Origin of the sequence: Mariniflexile fucanivorans (genome assembly GCF_004341235.1) — a bacterium.
In the GTDB taxonomy this organism is placed as follows: Bacteria; Bacteroidota; Bacteroidia; order Flavobacteriales; family Flavobacteriaceae; genus Mariniflexile; species Mariniflexile fucanivorans.
The window spans coordinates 717,820-736,130 of sequence record NZ_SLUP01000002.1; the positions used below are offsets into that span (position 1 = coordinate 717,820).

Consider the following 18,311-nt stretch of genomic DNA (forward strand, 5'->3'; position numbering starts at 1 on the left):
AAACATTATTAAATTAATATATTTCCGTTTTCACGGAAATTAAAAAAAACAATAATAAATGAAATTATTCATAAATGCATTGCTATTTTTAGCAGTCGCAAACTTATATGCACAAAATTCAATAAAAGGCACAGTTGTTGACGCCAACACAAAACAAGGTTTAATGGATGCCAGCGTGTACTTTATTGATATTGAAAAAGGTACATCTACCAATGAAAACGGTAATTTTAAAATAGAAAATTTACCTTCAGGAAATTACAAAATATTAGTTTCTATATTAGGTTACGAAACAAAATCTGTAAACCTAAAAATTCCCAACATCACAAATTTAGAAATAAGTTTAAATCCTTCGGCTATTGAAATGGAAGCCATTATAGTTTCTACGCCGTTCCATAAACTTCAAAGTGATAACGTTATGAAGGTGGAACACGAAACCATAAAAAATCTAAAAGCAAACGGTGCCGTAAACTTATCGGACGGGATTACCAATATTGCGGGTGTAGAAAGTATTACCACTGGTTTAAGTATTGGAAAGCCCGTTATTCGTGGGTTAAGTTCCAATCGCGTTTTGGTGTATGCGCAAGGCGTGAGACTGGAAAATCAGCAATTTGGAGACGAGCACGGATTAGGACTTAGCGATTCTGGTATTGAAAGTGTTGAAGTTATAAAAGGCCCCGCATCCCTACTCTATGGTAGCGATGCGCTTGGTGGTGTGTTATATTTAAACCCCGAAAAATTTGCCGAAAGCAATACATCGCATGCCGATTTTAATGGTAATTACTTTAGCAACACCCAAGGTTTCAACACAAATGTAGGTTATAAATCGTCTGATGATCATTTTAAATTTCTATTTAGAGGAAGTTTAGCCGAACATGCCGATTATAAAACAGACGACTACCGGGTTACAAATACCCGTTTTAGAGAACAAGACTTTAAAGCAGGTATGGGCTACCAAAACAATAATTTTAAAACGGAATTTCGTTATAATGTAAATAATTCAAAACTTGGAATTCCTGAAGGTATTGGCGAACAATCTACTTTAAAAACGCCTTTGCTTCCTTATCAAAATATTACAAATCACATTTTTAGTTCAAAATCAACAGTCTTCTTAAATAATTCCCGTTTAGATATCAATTTAGGATATCTCTATAATGATAGAAAAGAATTTGAGGAACACCACCATGATGAGGATGAAGATGAGCATGAAGAGGAACATGAAGAAGATCATGACGATGAAATTTTAGAAGCAGCACTTCATATGAAGCTAAAAACAGCTAATTATGATGTAAAATACAACCTACCAGAACTAGGAAAGTTTGAAACCATTGTTGGGGTTCAAGGTATGAACCAGGTTAACAGCAATTACGGTGAAGAACAACTTATTCCAAATGCGACTACTAATGATATTGGTGTTTTGGCAACATCACATATCCACTTTGAAAAAGTAGGCATTCAATTTGGTGCTCGATTTGATAACAGAAATATAAAAGTTGTTTCTGGTTTGCAAAAAGACTTTAATAGTTTTAATGGTGCCTTTGGAATTAAAACCGATATTTTTAAAAAATTCACTGCCCGAGTAAATTTAGCCACAGGTTTTAGAGCGCCAAACTTATCTGAATTGACTTCTGATGGTTCGCATGAAGGTACCAACCGTTATGAAGTTGGTAATCCTGACTTAAAAAGCGAGCAAAATTTCCAAACAGATATCGCTTTAGAATTTAAAAACGAGCACGTTGAGTTTTTTATAAACGGATTTTATAACAAAATTAATAACTACATTTTTTTATCTCCTAACGGAAATACAATCAATGAAGACCCTGTTTATCTTTATCTTCAAGATGATGCTAATTTATATGGTGGTGAAATTGGGTTACATTTTCATCCACATCCGTTAGATTGGTTACATATTGAAAGTAGTTTTGAAACCGTTACCGGAGAAAAAACTGATGACACTTATTTACCTTTAATTCCTGCAAATTCATTAACCAATTTATTACGAGTTGAGTTTGAAAAAACGTGGTTAAAAAAAGGCTATTCATTTGTAAAATTAACAACAACATTTAGCCAAAACAACATAAGTGCGTTTGAAACAAGCAGCAGTGGGTATAGTTTACTTAGTGCTGGAATAGTTGGTAGTTTCAACCTATTTAAAAATGAAGCGACTGTTACTTTGTCCGGTACTAACTTAACTAACAAAGCCTATATTAATCATTTATCGCGTTTAAAACCTGATAATATTTATAATATGGGAACAAATATTACTTTTGGCTTAACATACAATTTATAAAAAAGCAAAAAAGGCTATCTGAAAAGTGTAATTCTGTGTCATATTGAGCCTGTCGAAATATTTTAACTTATTAGTTATCGATATTGGTTTCGACAAGCTCAACCTGACAAAGTAAATATAATATACTTTTCAGATAGCCTCTGTTTTTCTATTGTTTAATTTCAATAACACTTTCTTCTTCTTTACTAAAAACATAGGTATAAATCCACATAAGTGTAAAAGATGGGATGATGTCAAATCCTGGTAAAGCTTCTTCAATAAAGGTAATAACTCCTGCTATTTTGCCAGATTTTCCTTTATAAAGTTTAGTCATTAACCAACCCGAAAGTGGTGCCCAAACTATATCTGAAAACTCTCCAACACCGGGAATTAAAAAGGATACATAACCTATGGCGTCAAACAGAATCCCTAATAATAATTTACTGTATTTGTTCATTCTTAATTTTTATTAATATCGATAAACCATTCATTAATGCATGTAATATTATCCATATTATTTACTAATTCTATTTTTTCAGACGAAACATTAGCTAACCAAATTTTATTGATTTTTTGAATTTCGAGACTATCGGTTTTATCTACTAATGCAATAAAGTTATTATTATTCATCTTGTTTTCGCAATAACCAATTGTAACAAATTCAGAGCCATCTAGTTTAGTAATAATCAGAGTATCTAATATCTTAAAACTTCTATTATTATTCACATAATACAAAATGCTTTTAAAAATTATCAAGTTATTGATGACATTATTCAAATGTAAAATTCCGTGTTTTGCCTCAAAATCACTAGCATTTTCATAAAAAACGGTATCGCTTACTTTTGTGTAATTGAAAAGCTTTTCAACTTGTTTTGCTTCCTTAAATTCCATTCCTATTAAAGAAATATTTTTTTTCTCTGTTTTACTTGAACAGTTAACCAGCGTTATGGAAATTAAAAAAAGTAATAAGTTCTTCATAAGAAACGAGTTTTCTTAATATGTTGTTAAACAAAAAACATACCAAAACCTACTTCCCTATTAATTTTAGAAATTCGTTTCGGGTTTCAATTTTTTCAAACTGCCCTCTAAAACCTGAGGTCGTTGTCGTTGAGTTTTGCTTTTGTACCCCACGCATCATCATACACATATGCGACGCTTCAATAACCACGGCAACACCTTGAGGGTTTAAAGTATCGTTTATACAATCTAAAATTTGCTCTGTTAGGCGTTCCTGTACTTGCAAACGTCTTGCAAACACATCCACGATTCTGGGTAATTTACTTAAACCAACAATTTGCCCGTTGGGTATATAGGCAATGTGCGCTTTTCCAAAAAAAGGTAAAATATGGTGCTCACAAAGTGAATAGAGCTCAATATCTTTTACAATAACCATTTCATTATAACTTTCTTTAAACATAGCGCTTTTAAGAATTTCAACGGGATCTTGATTATAACCCTGTGTTAAAAATTGCATGGCTTTAGCGGCTCGTTCAGGTGTTTTTAACAACCCATCACGCTGGGTATTCTCACCTAAATCTTCAATAATATGTTTATATCTATCCTTTACGTCATCAGTAACCTGAATATTGTATTCTTCAAAATGTTTATATGGCATTGTTCATGTTTTTGTAGTATTAAATATAAAGCATAAAAAGCATATGGCAATAAAAACAATTCTTAATTGTTTAGAACCGCTTAAAGTAGTATTTTCACGCTATTATTTTACAGGTATGATTCAAGCAAAAAACATTCATAAATTTTATAAGGATTTAGAGGTACTTAAAGGTGTTGATATTCATGTACAGAAAGGTGAAGTTATCTCTATTGTTGGAGCTTCGGGTGCTGGAAAAACAACTTTATTGCAGATTTTGGGAACTTTAGATAAAGCGTCTTCCAAAGAACCTTATGAACTTACCATAAACAATATTAGCATTAACGGACTTAACGATAAAGCTTTAGCTAAGTTTAGAAATGAGCACATTGGATTTATTTTTCAGTTTCACCAATTATTACCTGAATTCACGGCTTTAGAAAATGCGTGTTTACCAGCATTTATAAAAGGGACTAAAAAAGCTGATGCCGAAAAACGTGCTAAAGAATTATTGGATTTTTTAGGTTTATCGCATCGCTATAACCACAAACCAAACGAGCTTTCTGGCGGTGAACAACAACGTGTTGCCGTAGCAAGGGCGTTAATAAACAACCCTGATTTAATTTTTGCTGATGAACCTTCGGGAAATTTAGATAGCGAAAGTGCTGAAAACTTACATAGCTTGTTTTTTAAACTGCGTGACGAATTCGGACAAACATTCGTGATTGTAACCCACAATGAAGAACTTGCGAATTTAGCAGACAGAAAATTAGTAATGGTTGATGGGAAAATAACCAACAATTAACCAAACTACTCATTTATAAATAAAACAGAAAGGGTTTGCTAATAGCAAACCCTTTCTGTTTTATTATTTTATAATAATCAATTAATTACCAAAAGGAAACGTTTTTCCTAAGATGGTAATTGTAGACGTTGAATAATTTAATTTAATATCGTTGATACTTGCTACATCAATATCTAGAATACCAGAATCGATACTTCTTGGCAATAACACAAAATGTAATGGTTCTTCAACTGTTAGTGTATAAGTAACACCTTTGGAACTTACACCAGATTGCGTACCATCTAACATATATTCATCATCCCAAATATTTAGAGGTGTGTTGGAACCAGCTACCCAGGTTCTGGTAGAATTCTCTGTATAATTTATGGTTTTACCAGCTGTTGTAATTATTTTTCCATTTGTAATGGTAACATGGTATTCTAAATCACCATCACTATTTTCTCCCATATTTTTTGCATAATGAGTCCCTTCAACTTTATAGTCGTTATGGTAATAATTATTAAAAGTGGTGGTATGCTCGCTGCCTTCAATTCCATACCAGTTGGTTGAAATGATAGTAACAATTCCTTTACGTGTGATGCCATCTTTACATAAAAAACCATCTTGATAATTAACAGTTATAGTTTTTGGAAAGGTGCTAAAATCTAAAGGTTCAATGGTTATTATTGGACCATCAGCTTTCGTTTGACTAGTTTTAGAACTAGATGCTGAATCTTCAGAACTCAAAATAGCGTCTCCACTATTATTTCCTGCATCCTGAAAAACATTATTTACTATGGCATATTCAGTTAAAGCTTCAACAGCAGATGCTGAATCTAGGGTGTTTTGTATTTCTTCTTCACAGCTCACAAAAAAAAGTGCAAGAATGGGGACTATCATTTTTTTCATAATACGTTATTTTTATTTATGGGTTAAATAACGTTATAATTTTTTATTTTATTCTGCTTCAACATTAAAAAACAACCGTTTAAAGTCAATTAATACCGTTTATCGGTATTTGTGCCGTGGAATTATCTTTTTTATACTTTCTGCCATACCATAAAAGGATGCCTGTAACAGGTAAGGTTGCCGTAAGCAAACTAACCAAAAATGCAATGATTTTTCCTGGTAAACCACCTATGGCTCCAATATGTATATCGTAGTTCATTCTAAGAATTTTTTCGGCTACTTTAGCATCACTGTATTTGCCATAAACCCCTGGAGTTTCTATTTCTTTTAAGGTATTTTGGTCATAAAAACGAAAATCGGCATCGTAATAAATATCCTTACTGTTTGAAACCTCAACATAAACACTAGAAGAATCGGTTTCTGGATAGTGTAATTCATAACATACAGCATTTGGTAATTCTCGTTTTAGCTTCACAATTAAATTATCAATAGCTAACTTTTCACTATCTAAAAATGTTTCACTTTCATTCTGTGGAATTATAAACTGTGGCACTTTATCGCCTCCTGCTGTTTTATACACTACATACTTCATCCAATTATATGACATTACAGAACCTGTAAAAGCCAAAATTAAAGCCAACGAACAGATGTAAAAACCAACAATAGCATGTAAGTCGAAGTTTTTACGTTTCCAACGTGTTGTAGGTTTCCACATGAATTTTAAACGTTGTTTTAAGTTTTTACGCTTTTTTGGAATCCATAAAATAAAACCCGAAATGATGATTAAAATGAATATTAAAATAGAGGCTCCCACAATTTGTTCACCAATATCCTTTGGAAACCATAAACGCATGTGTCCTTTTAAAATAAACGCAAAGAATCCAGAAAGATGGTCTTCAACATGCATCACATTACCAGAATACGGATTTAGGAAAACACTGTGATAGAATTCTGGTTCAGCATCATAAAAAATGATTTCAATGGCCTCATTACTGTTATTAAAAATGGCTCCGTGTATCGTATTATTTGGAAAAACGGAGCTACCAATAGTTTTAACTTCGGAAGGGGTTAAAATAGGTTTGTTCTGAATTTCAACAGAATAATCATCTATATACAGACTTTCTATTTCATCTTTAAAAGCCCAACAACAACCTGTAATTGCTACAATAAAAACAACAACACCTGTTGCCAATCCTAAAATTTTGTGTAGCCAAAGAATGCTTTTTTTATATGCCATTTTAAACGGGTAAAGGCAACCGTAATGATTGCCTTTATTTTATTTAATTAAGTTAAAATTTATATGTAAATGTACCTAGTAACACACGTTTTTGCTGAGGTGTTACTGTACTCCATCCAGAATAATAGGTTTCATCTGCTAGGTTATTTCCTTTAATACTAATCCTGAATTTATCGTTTTCATAATAAGCAGAGGAATTGAAAATAGTATAACTTGGTATGTAAAAACTACCTGTTGTTGCTTTATAATCAACCATAGTATCATATTTGGTTTGACCATTAAAACCAGCACCCACACCAAAATTTTTAAAGAATTTATAATCGGCCCAAAAGTTATACGTAATTTCTGGACCAGATTCCCCATAACGATTTCCTTCTAAAAAAGTAGCAGAAGGCGATTTTGTAATTTCAGAATCATTATAACTAAAACCAGAGTGAATGTTTAAACCATCTATTGGGTTTGCGTTTACCTCCAACTCTATACCTTGACTGTTAACTTCTAAGTCTTGAGTTTGCGTTGCCCAATAGTATTTGTTATCTACATTAATGTTATAATAACTTAAAGTAGCTTCTAATTTATTGTTAAACAAATCAGATTTTACACCAACTTCAAGTTGGTTAGCTTGCTCTACATCAAACGCTTGTAATGAAATTTCACCCGTAGAATAATCTGTAATATATTGTGGATTTAAATAAGAAAACCCATTTTGGTAGTTTGCAAAAATGGATAATTCATTAAGAATAGGTTGAAATACAATTCCGAATTTAGGTGAAAATGTTGATTCGGTATACTCTGTTTCATCATCCGTATCTGTTTTTCTATCGCCTTGATAATCAAATATATCGTAACGCACACTCCCCATGATTGATAAAGAAGGCAAAATATTTATAACATCAGAAATGTAAGCACCAAATATATTCTGACGAATATTACTATCAACATTTCCTAATACAGATAAAGCTGCTCTTAAATTTTCTTCGTTGATTTCAGGTTCTCCATAAACCAAATCGCCATCAAGGTTTATAGTATGTAAATAACCCCAATTCGAGCTTTTATCAATAATATTATAATCCAGATAATCGACCCCAACTAATAATTTGTTTTGTAAATCTCCTAACTTAAATATTCCCGTAAAGTTTTGTTGTAAATTAAGAGTTTTAGTCTTTGCATCGGTATCTTGGGCGTATAAATTGAATAAATTGTCTGAACCATTCCATAAATAAGTATAATACCCTAAAGATTTTGCTAAACCTCCAGAAATTAAGGTTTGAGACGACCATTGGTCTGTAATTTTCCAAGCAACCTCGCCACGGTAGTTTTGGGTAATATTTTCAATAGCAACATCATTACTTGTGAACGATAAATTTGTATCGTAATTCAAATCTTCAATAGAATTAAAAGCTAATGGTGCATAACGATTTAAAAATAAAAATGTTTCATTAGTTTGTTCATTTCCAGAAGCTTCATAAGAGAAGTTAAGTGCAAGGTTATTATTCACTTTATATGAAATGGAAGGCGCTACAAATACCGATTTTTTAAAACCAGCATCCTGAAAACTGTGTTCTTGTTGAAAACCAGCATTAAAACGTAATGATAATTTATCGTTTGCACTTACGTTAACATCTGCATTTAGTTTAGAAAAATCGTAAGAACCGCCAGAAACTGTAATTTCTCCGCCAGTACCGCTATATGGTTTTTTTGTGATGATGTTAATTAAACCGCCGTAAGAAGTTACAGCACTACCAAACAAAGTTCCTGAAGGTCCTTTTATAACTTCTACGCGTTCAACATTTGATGGGTTTATAAATCCGTTTGTAATACCAGCAACACCATTTACTAATTGTGGTTGCACAGCAAAACCACGGCTAGAATAATAACCAGCACCATCGCCACTTCTACCTGTAGACGACCATAATTTAGTAATACCAGCAGCATTTTTTAAAGCATCTTCAAAAGTGTTAACCGATTGGGAAATTAATAATTGGTTTGTTATCGTGTTATAAACCTGTGAGTTCTCTATGTTTTTTAAAGGCATTTTAGAAACATAGGCACTTTGCTTTCTGGAAAATTTATTTTTTCTTTCAGTATCAATCACAATTTCTTGTAACAGCTCGTTACCTTCATAAAGTGTGATGGTTCCTATATCAATAGTTTCATTTGAATTTAATTTAAAAGGTATTTCTTTTGTTTTAAACCCTAAATATGAAATAGCTAATATATAATTACCTGTTTTAATATTAGAAATTTCAAACACACCTTTTTCGTTCGTTTGTGTTCCTGTTGCTGTATTTTTAACAATAACATTTACCCCGAACAAAGTAACATTCGTGTGGTCTTTTATAATGCCTTTAACAGTTCCGATTTGCGCAAACCCAATGTAACTGAAGATTAAAAAAAGAAGTATGCTGGTTAGTTGTTTTTTCATCTGTTTTTATTTAGACTTGTTATAAATAATTAATTTTCACGCAAAAATATATACAAGAATTAGATTTTACAAATTATTTAGAATAAATCTAAATAATAATTCAATAAGTGATTGATTTAGTAATATTTATAAAGATAATTTATGCGGAATAAGTAATAAATAGCCCTATTTTTGGGTTTTAAAATTGAACTTTTGAACAAAACCGACCTAAAAGACTTTCTGGATAGCAAAGTTGAACAATACAACAACCCGAAGTTTATTGAAAGCGATCCTATTCAAATTCCGCATCAATTTTCTCTAAAAGAAGATATTGAAACCTCAGGGTTCTTAACGGCTACCATAGCTTGGGGAAATAGAAAAAGCATTATTAATAACGCTAAACGGTTGATGGAATTGCTTGATAATTCCCCATATGATTTTATAATGAATCATGATGAAGGCGATTTAGAAAAACTTCAACCATTTGTACATAGAACTTTTAATGGTGATGATACCATTCAGTTTATAAAAAGTTTAAAACACATTTATGTAGCGCATAACGGTTTAGAATCTGTGTTTGCCAAACATGCTGAAAACATCTCACTTCAAACTTCCATTTCAAAATTTAAAACTACTTTTTTTGAGATAGAACATTTAAATAGAACCCAAAAACATGTGAGTGACCCACTAAAAAATTCGGCTGCCAAACGGATTAATATGTTTTTACGTTGGATGATTAGAAACGATAAAACTGGGGTGGATTTTGGTATTTGGAAAAGCCTCTCTCCTGCTCAACTATCGTGTCCGCTAGATGTACATTCTGGTAATGTTGCTAGAAAATTAGGCCTTCTAAAAAGAAAACAAAATGATGGAAAAGCGTTAATGGAATTAGATATTGCTTTAAGAAATTTTGACCAAAACGACCCTGTGAAATATGATTTTGCCTTATTTGGTTTAGGTGTATTTGAAGGCTTTTAAAATAATTATTATCTGTATCTTTAACCCAATTCTTATTAAATTCAGAAATGAAACATCCATAACTAAATCTTAAGACCCAATAAAAAAGATGATATGAATAAACCATTTCAACAATAATATAAACACATGAAAAAAATCCATATACTTCTATTTACACTTTCATTTGCAGTAGTTATCGCCCAAAAAAGAAGCATCCCCATAGACACCGTTGTAGTTTCTACAAGTACCGCTATTGTAAAAAATATAACATTTACTTACACAGCTTCCACCGGCACACAGCCTGTTTGGAACGATAAAAACGAGCCTATTGCAACACTTTATTACACCTATTATGAGCGTAGCAATATTAAAGATAAAGCTAACAGACCTATTGTTTTCTCATTTAATGGTGGACCTGGTTCTGCATCTGTTTGGATGCACATTGGATATACAGGTCCGAAAATACTAAATATTGATGAAGAAGGCTATCCTATTCAGCCTTATGGCGTTAAAAACAACCCAAATTCCATATTAGATATTGCTGATATTGTTTACGTTAACCCTGTAAATACTGGCTACTCCAGAATGATTGAAGACAAAGAAGGCAAACTACCTGAGAGAGACCTCTTTTTTGGAATAAATGCCGATATAAAATACTTAGCCGAATGGATGACAACATTTGTTTCTAGAAAAAACCGTTGGGAATCTCCTAAATATATCATCGGTGAAAGTTATGGAGGCACACGCGTCATGGGGTTAGCTAACGAACTGCAGAATAATCAATGGATGTACCTTAATGGTGTTATTTTAGTATCTCCGGCAGATTATAAACTTTACAATACCAGTCAACCTATATATTCTTCATTAAATTTACCGTATTACACAGCAACCGCTTGGTATCATAAAGCATTAGCTACCGAATTACAAAATAAAGATTTGTTAGACCTTTTACCCGAAGCTGAAAATTTTGCCATTAATTCATTGATGCCTGCCATTGCTAAAGGTGGTTTTATTTCTGAAAATGAAAAAAATGAAATTGCTAAAAAGGTAGCTTACTATTCTGGTTTGTCTGAAACAGCTGTTTTACAAAACAATTTAGAGGTCCCTGCAGATTTTTTTTGGAAAGATTTATTGCGTGACGAAACTGGAAAAACAATTGGCAGATTAGATTCCAGATATTTAGGCATTGATAAAAGAGATACTGGTGATAGTCCTGATTACAGCCCGGAGCTAACTACCTGGAACCACGCCTTCACTCCTGCCATAAATTATTACATAAGAGAACACCTAGGTTTTAAAACGGACACAAAATATAATATGTTTGGTGATGTACACCCTTGGGATAGACAAAATGATAATACCAGAGATAATTTAAGACAAGCTATGGCAAAAAACCCATATTTGAAAGTCTTAATTCAATCGGGATATTATGATGGTGCAACCACTTATTTTGGTGCTAAATATACCATGTGGCAAATAGACCCAAGTGGAAAAATGAAAGACCGTTTTACCTTTAAAGGCTACAAAAGTGGGCACATGATGTACATACGCAGTGAAGATTTAAAGTCTTCTTGTGATGATTTACGTGACTTTATAATCAATTCATTATCAAAAGGAAAATCGGCTAAATACTAATTTTTTCATCACTGAAAGCAGAATAGTTAACTCCATAAAAAAACGAGGCTGTCCTAAAAGTGTATTCTATTTACTTTGTCAGGTTGAGCTTGTCGAAACCGATATTGATTATCAGTAAATTAAAATATTTCGACAGGCTCAATATGACACATAATTACACTTTTCAAGCAGCCTCGTTCATAGTAATTCGTAATTCACAAATATTACATTAACCTTTTAACCAAGCTTCACGCATGCTTTTTTGTTCAGCCGTTGCATCCGCTTTTTCTACAATATTTTCACCCGTTGTGTAAGTTGGAGTGGTTTTAGTTTTTATTATTACCTCTTTACCATCTCTTATCAATTTTACCTCAACGTCTTCGCCTGTTTTCCACATAAATACGCTTTGTAATACTTGATTTGCGTTTTGTATTGAAAGATCTGTACCATTAATAGTTTTTATAATATCGTTTGGTTGTGCGCCACTATCGGCCCAAAAACTATTTTGCAACACGGCATCGGTGAAAAATATGCTACTGGTTTGCGGATCACCGCTAACAATAGGCACGCCATCCATTAAAATATAGTTGGTTTCCACTTGGCCTTCTCCTATTTCCAACCCTACTTTATTTAAAAACTCGTTGTAGTTAATGGGAATATCGCCTACTACATGTGTAGTTAAAAACTCGTGAACCGATGGATAGGTCATGCTTGAAATTTCATCAATCAATTTATCATCTTCAAACGGTTTATTTTTCCCGTATTTATTTGATAGTTCTTTCATTAAAGATAGAATACCTCTATTACCACTACTTTCTTCACGCATAATAATATCAATGCACATACCTATTAAAGCACCTTTTTGGTACACATTTAAGTATTGGCTTTTGTAAGGTTCTTTCAATACATTCTCACTCATAATGGTAAAACTCATAGCATCATCTAAACGCTTAGATCCTTGAATTTTTTGCATCATATTGTTTAAAAATTCCTTTTCATCTACCAAACCCTGGTTTACTTGAAATAAGTTAGCAAAATACTCGGTTACGCCTTCGTACATCCACAAATGTTTTGAGAAGGTTGGGTTGTTATAATCGAAATAATGCACATCTTCAGAATGCACGCTTAATGGTGTTACAATATGAAAAAATTCATGCGATACCACATCAACCATACTTTCAGCAAGTTCTTCTTCATCCATAGATTCTGGTAAAACCACTACGGTAGATGTATGATGTTCTAAAGCTCCCATCCCTTTTGGAGATTCTTCTTTTTCTTCAGATAAATACAAATAAATATCGTAACGAGGTGTAGAATTTATATCGCCCAAAAATGCTTTTTGAGCTTGCATCATCTTAAAAATCGTCTCTTTTAAAGACGCTGCGGTATGTATTTTGTTAGGCGAATATACACTTAACACAATTTTAATATCACCAACTTGAAATTCTTCAACGCTTAAATCACCGTACATCATAGGGTTATCGGTAATATCAAAATATCTAGTTGCAAGATAACTGGTTGTTACACTAGTACCATCTTCACTGGTTTTTGAACCTGTGTTTTGTAAAGCTGAAGTACGAATAAAATCGGCAGGAGCCGTTACATCTAACTTGTATCGGTTGTTTTTTAACGAATCGAAATATCCAATAAAACCATGTAAATTAAGTACATAATTATTTGGTTCAATATTAGTACCTGCTGGTGAAAATGGTTCTTCTTTTCCTATACCGCCTTCTTCTTCAATATCAAAAGTATCATTTACCAAATAGGTGATTTTATCTAATTCTTTGGCATTTTTAATAGTCCATGTATTGGTATCGGTTTTGGTAACCGGCATTACGTTTCCTTTATAATCGATGGCTTTAAAATCATCAATATATTTTCCAAAATCACTTACCGAGTAGGTTCCCGGAATTACTTTAGGTATATGATATACAACCGTTTCTTCAGTAAAACGGCCCGGATTGATAACAACAGGTGCTTTATCGTTTACTACTTGCATTAAATTTATTGATGTCTCAATGGGCAAACTTGTTGCTAAATCGTTTACAGACGTTTTTGTACCACTACAACTGGCTAACATGATACCCGCAAATACAGCGGCTAAAGTTTTTGTATTCATTAATACCTTTTTTTGAGTTTCTTTAATTGGCGTCCAAATTACTATTATGTTACGCATTCGCATCTTAAGGTTTTGTTAAAAAGCTTAATTATGTATATTCGCTGCATGCAAAAACCATTGATAAGCATTTTAACCCCCTTTAAAAATACCGAAGCGTATTTAGCAGACTGTATTCATTCTATTTTGAATCAGACTTTTACAAGTTGGGAACTAATAATTATTGATGATGGTTCTACCGATGAAAGCTATAAAATAGTGAACGCTTTCGCGGAACATGAGCCTCGAATAAAATTGTTTAAAAATTCAGGTAGCGGTATTATAGATGCGTTACAACTTGCTTTTAGCCATAGCAAAGGCGACTATATTACCCGAATGGATAGTGATGATATTATGATGCCTAACAAGTTAGAAGTTTTGTTGAATAATTTAATCACCTTTGGTAAAAAACATGTGGCTGTTGGTTTGGTGGAATATTTTAGTGAAACGGGCGTGGGTGAAGGCTATAAAAGTTATGAAACGTGGCTTAATAACTTAACCAAAACAGGAACGAATTATTCTGAAATTTATAAAGAATGCGTGATTCCATCTCCATGTTGGATGATTCACCGAACCGATTTTATGGCTTGTGATGCTTTTAACCCAAATTTATATCCTGAAGATTACGATTTAACCTTCCGCTTTTACAAACACCAATTTAAATGCATTCCTTGTGATGTGGTTTTGCACCAATGGCGCGATTATAGCACGCGAACTTCAAGAACGCACATTCATTATGCACAAAACCATTTTACAGAATTAAAACTTCGTCATTTTTTAGAAATTGATTACAATAAAGAAAAAACAATAACCATTTGGGGTGCAGGTACAAAAGGCAAATTAATGGCAAGCATTTTAATTGAAAAAAATATTCCTTTTGAATGGATTTGCGATAACCCAAAAAAAATAGGGAAAGATATTTATGGCAAGGAATTAAAAGATTTTAAGGCACTTTCAAAATTAAAAAACACCCAAAGCATTATTACAGTAGCCAACAAAACAGCTCAAAAAGAAATTAGAGTCTACTTGAAAAAAATAAACAAGCAGTCGTTTACAGATTATATATTCTTTTGTTAATTTAGCATGTTCATTGCCATCACAAAGTTAACACTGCAAATTCGCATATTTTAAAATATTTATAATGCAATAATTTGCGAATTTGCGGTTAATTTTCATAATTCATTTTTTATATTTGAATAATCTAACAAGAAATGCAGTTTAAAAACCCCGAACTTCTTTACGCTTTATTTTTACTGCTCATCCCTATTATTGTTCACTTATTTCAGTTACGTAAATTTCAAAAAGAAGCGTTTACCAATGTTGCTTTTTTAAAAGAAGCTACCATTCAAACCCGAAAAAGTTCACAAATAAAAAAATGGTTGATACTTTGCACCAGACTATTGTTGCTGGCTGCCATAATTCTGGCTTTTGCACAACCATTTACTACCAATTCAAACACATTTAATTCAAAAAAAGAAACGGTTATTTATTTAGATAATTCGTTTAGCATGCAAGCAAAAGGCAACCAAGGCGAATTATTAAAACGTGCGGTGCAAGATCTTATTAGCAATGTGCCCGAAGATGAAAATATAAGTTTAATTACCAACGACGCCGTTTTTAAGAACACCACCATAAAAGCCATTAAAAACGATTTACTACAATTAGATTATTCATCAAGTTCCATAACTTCAGAAGCGGCTTTATTGAAAAGCAATACTTTTTTCAGCAAACAAAAAAACACGTTAAAAAATCTCGTGTTTATTTCAGATTTTCAACAAGATAAATCAGGGTTCAGTCCACAAACAGATTCACTTACTTATGTACATTTGGTTCAATTAAAACCTGTGAATAGTAATAATATCGCTATCGATTCCGCTTATATTTCTGAAACAACGCCTACTTCCATTGAATTAAAAGTACGTTTAACAAACAGCGGGAAACCAATAGAAAACTTACCTGTTTCTTTGTTTAATGATACCGAACTTATAGCAAAAACATCGGTTGCCATAAAAGACCAAGTTGAAACCATATTATCACTTCCTATAAATGATGTTATAAATGGCAAAATAACGATTGATGATGTGAATTTACAGTTTGATAACAGCTTGTTTTTCAACATTAATAAAACTTCAAAAATAAATGTGCTGTCTATTAATGCAGAAGACGATTCCTTTTTAAAACGTATTTACACCGAAGATGAATTTAATTTCACTTCAACACCCGAAAATCAATTAAACTATACGCTTTTAGACCAACAACATGTTATAATTTTAAATGAATTAAACAATATTCCAAATGCCCTTGCAAGTGCATTAAAAGCGTTTACAAACCAAGGTGGTTCGCTTATTATTATTCCTTCAACAGATATCAATCTAGAATCTTACAACCAATTATTAAATGCTTTTGGAAGTAATTTTGGCACTATTATTAAAACCGAAAAACGCATCACTTCCATTAATTATTCGCATCCTTTGTATAATTCGGGGGTGTTTGAAAAGCAAGTTGATAATTTTCAATATCCAACAATTGCCAGTTTTTATAATATAATTTCTAAAAATGCCTCTGCTATTTTAAAATTTGAAGATGGTAAACCGTTTTTAAATCAGATTAAAAACACATACATATTCACTTCGTCCTTAAATTTAGATAATTCTAGTTTTAAAAATTCGCCATTGATTGTGCCAACGCTTTATAACATGGGGAAATTCAGCTTTAAAAACCCGGCGCTTTATTATACCATTGGAAAAGAAAACACCTTTGATGTTGACATTTCATTACAGCAAGACGACATCCTTTCTTTAGTAAATGGTGATGAAAATAGCATCCCAAAACAACAGTACTTTAATAATAAAGTGGTTATTAACACCTCTGAAACGCCTTCCATAGCAGCTATTTATGCTATCAAAGATAAAAACGAAACTATTAAAAACGTAAGTTATAATTATAACAGAGATGAAAGTTCGTTAGTTTACGTGCCCCTTTCAGCTTCAAAAAATATTACCGTTAACGATTCCATTACCGAAATTTTCGATACCATAAAAAGTGATGCAAAAATTAACGCCTTGTGGAAATGGTTTGTTATTTTTGCACTAGCGTTATTGATTATTGAAATGCTCATATTAAAATACTTTAAATGAACATACTTATAAAATCTGCCACCATTATTGATACTAAAAGCGAGTTTCACAATACAACTCAAGATATTTTAGTCGAAAATGGTGTGATTACCCAAGTTGCCAACTCCATAAAAAACCCTAAAAAATACCAAGAAATTACTTTTGAAAACCTTCATATTTCACAAGGTTGGTTTGATAGTAGCGTGTGTTTTGGTGAACCGGGTTTTGAGGAACGCGATACTATTGCAAACGGATTAAAAACAGCTGCAGCATCTGGCTTTACAACCGTTGCTATGAATGCGCATACTAACCCGGTGATAGATTGTAATGCTGACATTACGTTTGTTAACTCAAAAGCTTCAAACAATGCCGTAACACTTTTGCCCGTTGGTGCTTTAACCGAAGGCAGTAAAGGCGATCATTTAGCAGAACTTTATGACATGAATACTGCTGGAGCTGTCGCTTTTTATGATTATAAAAAACCAATAGGCAACCCAAACCTTATGAAAATTGCGCTGCAATATGCGAGTAATTTTGGTGGTTTGGTGTGTTCCTTTCCGCAGGAAAATAAAATTGCAGGAAACGGCGTTGCTAACGAACATATTACGAGTACCCGATTGGGTCTAAAAGGGATTCCTGCTTTAGCTGAAGAAATGCAGGTAGCACGCGATTTATTTTTATTAGAATATACGGGTGGGAAATTGCATATTCCAACTATTTCTACGGCAAAATCGGTGGAATTAATTCGTGAGGCAAAAATGAAAAAGTTAGATGTAACATGTAGCGTTGCCATTCATAACTTATACTTTACCGATGCTGTTTTAACCGACTTCAATACCCATTATAAAGTATTACCGCCGTTACGAATACAAACAGATGTAGATGCTTTAATAGAAGGCGTAAAAGACGGCACGATTGATATGGTTACCAGTGACCATAACCCCATGGATATTGAACACAAAAAAATAGAATTTGATTATGCCGCTTACGGAAGCATTGGTTTAGAAAGTGCATTTGGTGCGTTGCAAACTATTTTCACCACAAAAAAAACCATCGATATTTTAACGAAAGGAAAAACCAGATTTGGCTTAGAATCAACGCCTATAAATATTGGTAACAAACTGAATATCACACTTTTTAATCCAGATACTAAATATACATTTTCGGCAAAACACATTATTTCCAAATCTAAAAACACCATTTTTGAACATGAAACTTTAAAAGGAACCGTGTATGGCATTATCGCAAACAATAAAGTTTCTTTAAATTCTTAAA

Annotated in this window: 14 protein-coding genes; 7 read left to right on the forward strand and 7 right to left on the reverse strand. The window is 32.6% G+C overall.

From position 1 onward, the window contains the following. Positions 1-58: 58 nt before the first annotated feature. Positions 59-2,287: a TonB-dependent receptor gene (locus EV196_RS06490; protein ID WP_132216391.1), complete on the forward strand. Its 2,229-nt coding sequence runs from the start codon at positions 59-61 to the stop codon at positions 2,285-2,287. A gap of 148 nt (positions 2,288-2,435) precedes the next feature. Here EV196_RS06490 and EV196_RS06495 read toward each other — a convergent pair whose 3' ends face one another. The 3 genes from EV196_RS06495 to folE are packed head-to-tail and all read right to left on the reverse strand — an operon-like array spanning position 2,436 to position 3,881. Next, the gene (locus EV196_RS06495; RefSeq protein WP_132216394.1) at positions 2,436-2,723 is read right to left on the reverse strand and encodes a hypothetical protein; all 288 of its coding nucleotides are present in this window, start codon (positions 2,721-2,723) and stop codon (positions 2,436-2,438) included. Positions 2,724-2,725: 2 nt separating this feature from the next. Beyond that, positions 2,726-3,244, reverse strand: a complete 519-nt coding sequence (locus EV196_RS06500) for a hypothetical protein (RefSeq protein ID WP_132216397.1) — start codon at positions 3,242-3,244, stop codon at positions 2,726-2,728. Positions 3,245-3,293: 49 nt separating this feature from the next. Then, positions 3,294-3,881 (reverse strand): GTP cyclohydrolase I FolE, encoded by a 588-nt coding sequence (folE, locus tag EV196_RS06505; RefSeq protein WP_132216400.1) that lies wholly within the window; start codon positions 3,879-3,881, stop codon positions 3,294-3,296. A 115-nt stretch (positions 3,882-3,996) separates the two neighbouring features. Between folE and EV196_RS06510 the strand changes: the two genes are divergently transcribed. Further along, on the forward strand, positions 3,997-4,662 hold the full coding sequence (locus EV196_RS06510; RefSeq protein ID WP_132216577.1) for an ABC transporter ATP-binding protein: 666 nt from the start codon (positions 3,997-3,999) through the stop codon (positions 4,660-4,662). An 81-nt stretch (positions 4,663-4,743) separates the two neighbouring features. Here EV196_RS06510 and EV196_RS06515 read toward each other — a convergent pair whose 3' ends face one another. From EV196_RS06515 to EV196_RS06525, 3 genes are all read right to left on the reverse strand, one after another. Next, positions 4,744-5,550 carry a hypothetical protein gene (locus EV196_RS06515; protein ID WP_132216403.1) on the reverse strand — a complete coding sequence of 269 codons (807 nt, stop codon included), beginning with the start codon at positions 5,548-5,550 and terminating at the stop codon, positions 4,744-4,746. Positions 5,551-5,635: 85 nt separating this feature from the next. Next, a complete protein-coding gene (locus tag EV196_RS06520) occupies positions 5,636-6,787 on the reverse strand; it encodes a PepSY-associated TM helix domain-containing protein (RefSeq protein WP_132216406.1) in 1,152 nt (383 codons plus the stop codon). Between the two features lie 52 nt (positions 6,788-6,839). After that, positions 6,840-9,212, reverse strand: a complete 2,373-nt coding sequence (locus EV196_RS06525) for a TonB-dependent receptor (RefSeq protein WP_132216409.1) — start codon at positions 9,210-9,212, stop codon at positions 6,840-6,842. A 192-nt stretch (positions 9,213-9,404) separates the two neighbouring features. On the opposite strand from EV196_RS06525, the gene EV196_RS06530 reads away from it, so the two are divergent. Together EV196_RS06530 and EV196_RS06535 are read left to right on the forward strand one after the other, a co-directional pair. After that, the gene (locus EV196_RS06530; protein WP_132216412.1) at positions 9,405-10,169 is read left to right on the forward strand and encodes a TIGR02757 family protein; all 765 of its coding nucleotides are present in this window, start codon (positions 9,405-9,407) and stop codon (positions 10,167-10,169) included. A gap of 126 nt (positions 10,170-10,295) precedes the next feature. Continuing rightward, positions 10,296-11,783: a S10 family peptidase gene (locus EV196_RS06535; protein ID WP_132216415.1), complete on the forward strand. Its 1,488-nt coding sequence runs from the start codon at positions 10,296-10,298 to the stop codon at positions 11,781-11,783. 208 nt (positions 11,784-11,991) lie between these two features. On the opposite strand, the gene EV196_RS06540 is transcribed toward EV196_RS06535, so the two are convergent. Further along, complete coding sequence (locus EV196_RS06540) at positions 11,992-13,884, reverse strand: M61 family metallopeptidase (RefSeq protein WP_132216418.1); 1,893 nt, start codon at positions 13,882-13,884, stop codon at positions 11,992-11,994. A 105-nt stretch (positions 13,885-13,989) separates the two neighbouring features. On the opposite strand from EV196_RS06540, the gene EV196_RS06545 reads away from it, so the two are divergent. From EV196_RS06545 to EV196_RS06555, 3 genes are all read left to right on the forward strand, one after another. Then, on the forward strand, positions 13,990-14,997 hold the full coding sequence (locus EV196_RS06545; RefSeq protein ID WP_132216580.1) for a glycosyltransferase family 2 protein: 1,008 nt from the start codon (positions 13,990-13,992) through the stop codon (positions 14,995-14,997). Positions 14,998-15,131: 134 nt separating this feature from the next. Further along, positions 15,132-17,057 carry a BatA domain-containing protein gene (locus tag EV196_RS06550; protein WP_132216421.1) on the forward strand — a complete coding sequence of 642 codons (1,926 nt, stop codon included), beginning with the start codon at positions 15,132-15,134 and terminating at the stop codon, positions 17,055-17,057. Next, the gene (locus EV196_RS06555; RefSeq protein WP_132216424.1) at positions 17,054-18,310 is read left to right on the forward strand and encodes a dihydroorotase; all 1,257 of its coding nucleotides are present in this window, start codon (positions 17,054-17,056) and stop codon (positions 18,308-18,310) included. Before EV196_RS06550 ends, EV196_RS06555 begins: the two co-directional genes overlap by 4 nt. The last annotated feature ends 1 nt before the right edge of the window (position 18,311 follow it).

Coding starts and splice junctions, on each gene's coding strand:
- EV196_RS06490 (WP_132216391.1), top strand. CDS start 59: ATGAAATTATTCATAAATGCATTGCTATTTTTAGCAGTCGCAAACTTA.
- EV196_RS06495 (WP_132216394.1), bottom strand. CDS start 2,723: ATGAACAAATACAGTAAATTATTATTAGGGATTCTGTTTGACGCCATA.
- EV196_RS06500 (WP_132216397.1), bottom strand. CDS start 3,244: ATGAAGAACTTATTACTTTTTTTAATTTCCATAACGCTGGTTAACTGT.
- folE (WP_132216400.1), bottom strand. CDS start 3,881: ATGCCATATAAACATTTTGAAGAATACAATATTCAGGTTACTGATGAC.
- EV196_RS06510 (WP_132216577.1), top strand. CDS start 3,997: ATGATTCAAGCAAAAAACATTCATAAATTTTATAAGGATTTAGAGGTA.
- EV196_RS06515 (WP_132216403.1), bottom strand. CDS start 5,550: ATGAAAAAAATGATAGTCCCCATTCTTGCACTTTTTTTTGTGAGCTGT.
- EV196_RS06520 (WP_132216406.1), bottom strand. CDS start 6,787: ATGGCATATAAAAAAAGCATTCTTTGGCTACACAAAATTTTAGGATTG.
- EV196_RS06525 (WP_132216409.1), bottom strand. CDS start 9,212: ATGAAAAAACAACTAACCAGCATACTTCTTTTTTTAATCTTCAGTTAC.
- EV196_RS06535 (WP_132216415.1), top strand. CDS start 10,296: ATGAAAAAAATCCATATACTTCTATTTACACTTTCATTTGCAGTAGTT.
- EV196_RS06540 (WP_132216418.1), bottom strand. CDS start 13,884: ATGAATACAAAAACTTTAGCCGCTGTATTTGCGGGTATCATGTTAGCC.
- EV196_RS06545 (WP_132216580.1), top strand. CDS start 13,990: ATGCAAAAACCATTGATAAGCATTTTAACCCCCTTTAAAAATACCGAA.
- EV196_RS06550 (WP_132216421.1), top strand. CDS start 15,132: ATGCAGTTTAAAAACCCCGAACTTCTTTACGCTTTATTTTTACTGCTC.
- EV196_RS06555 (WP_132216424.1), top strand. CDS start 17,054: ATGAACATACTTATAAAATCTGCCACCATTATTGATACTAAAAGCGAG.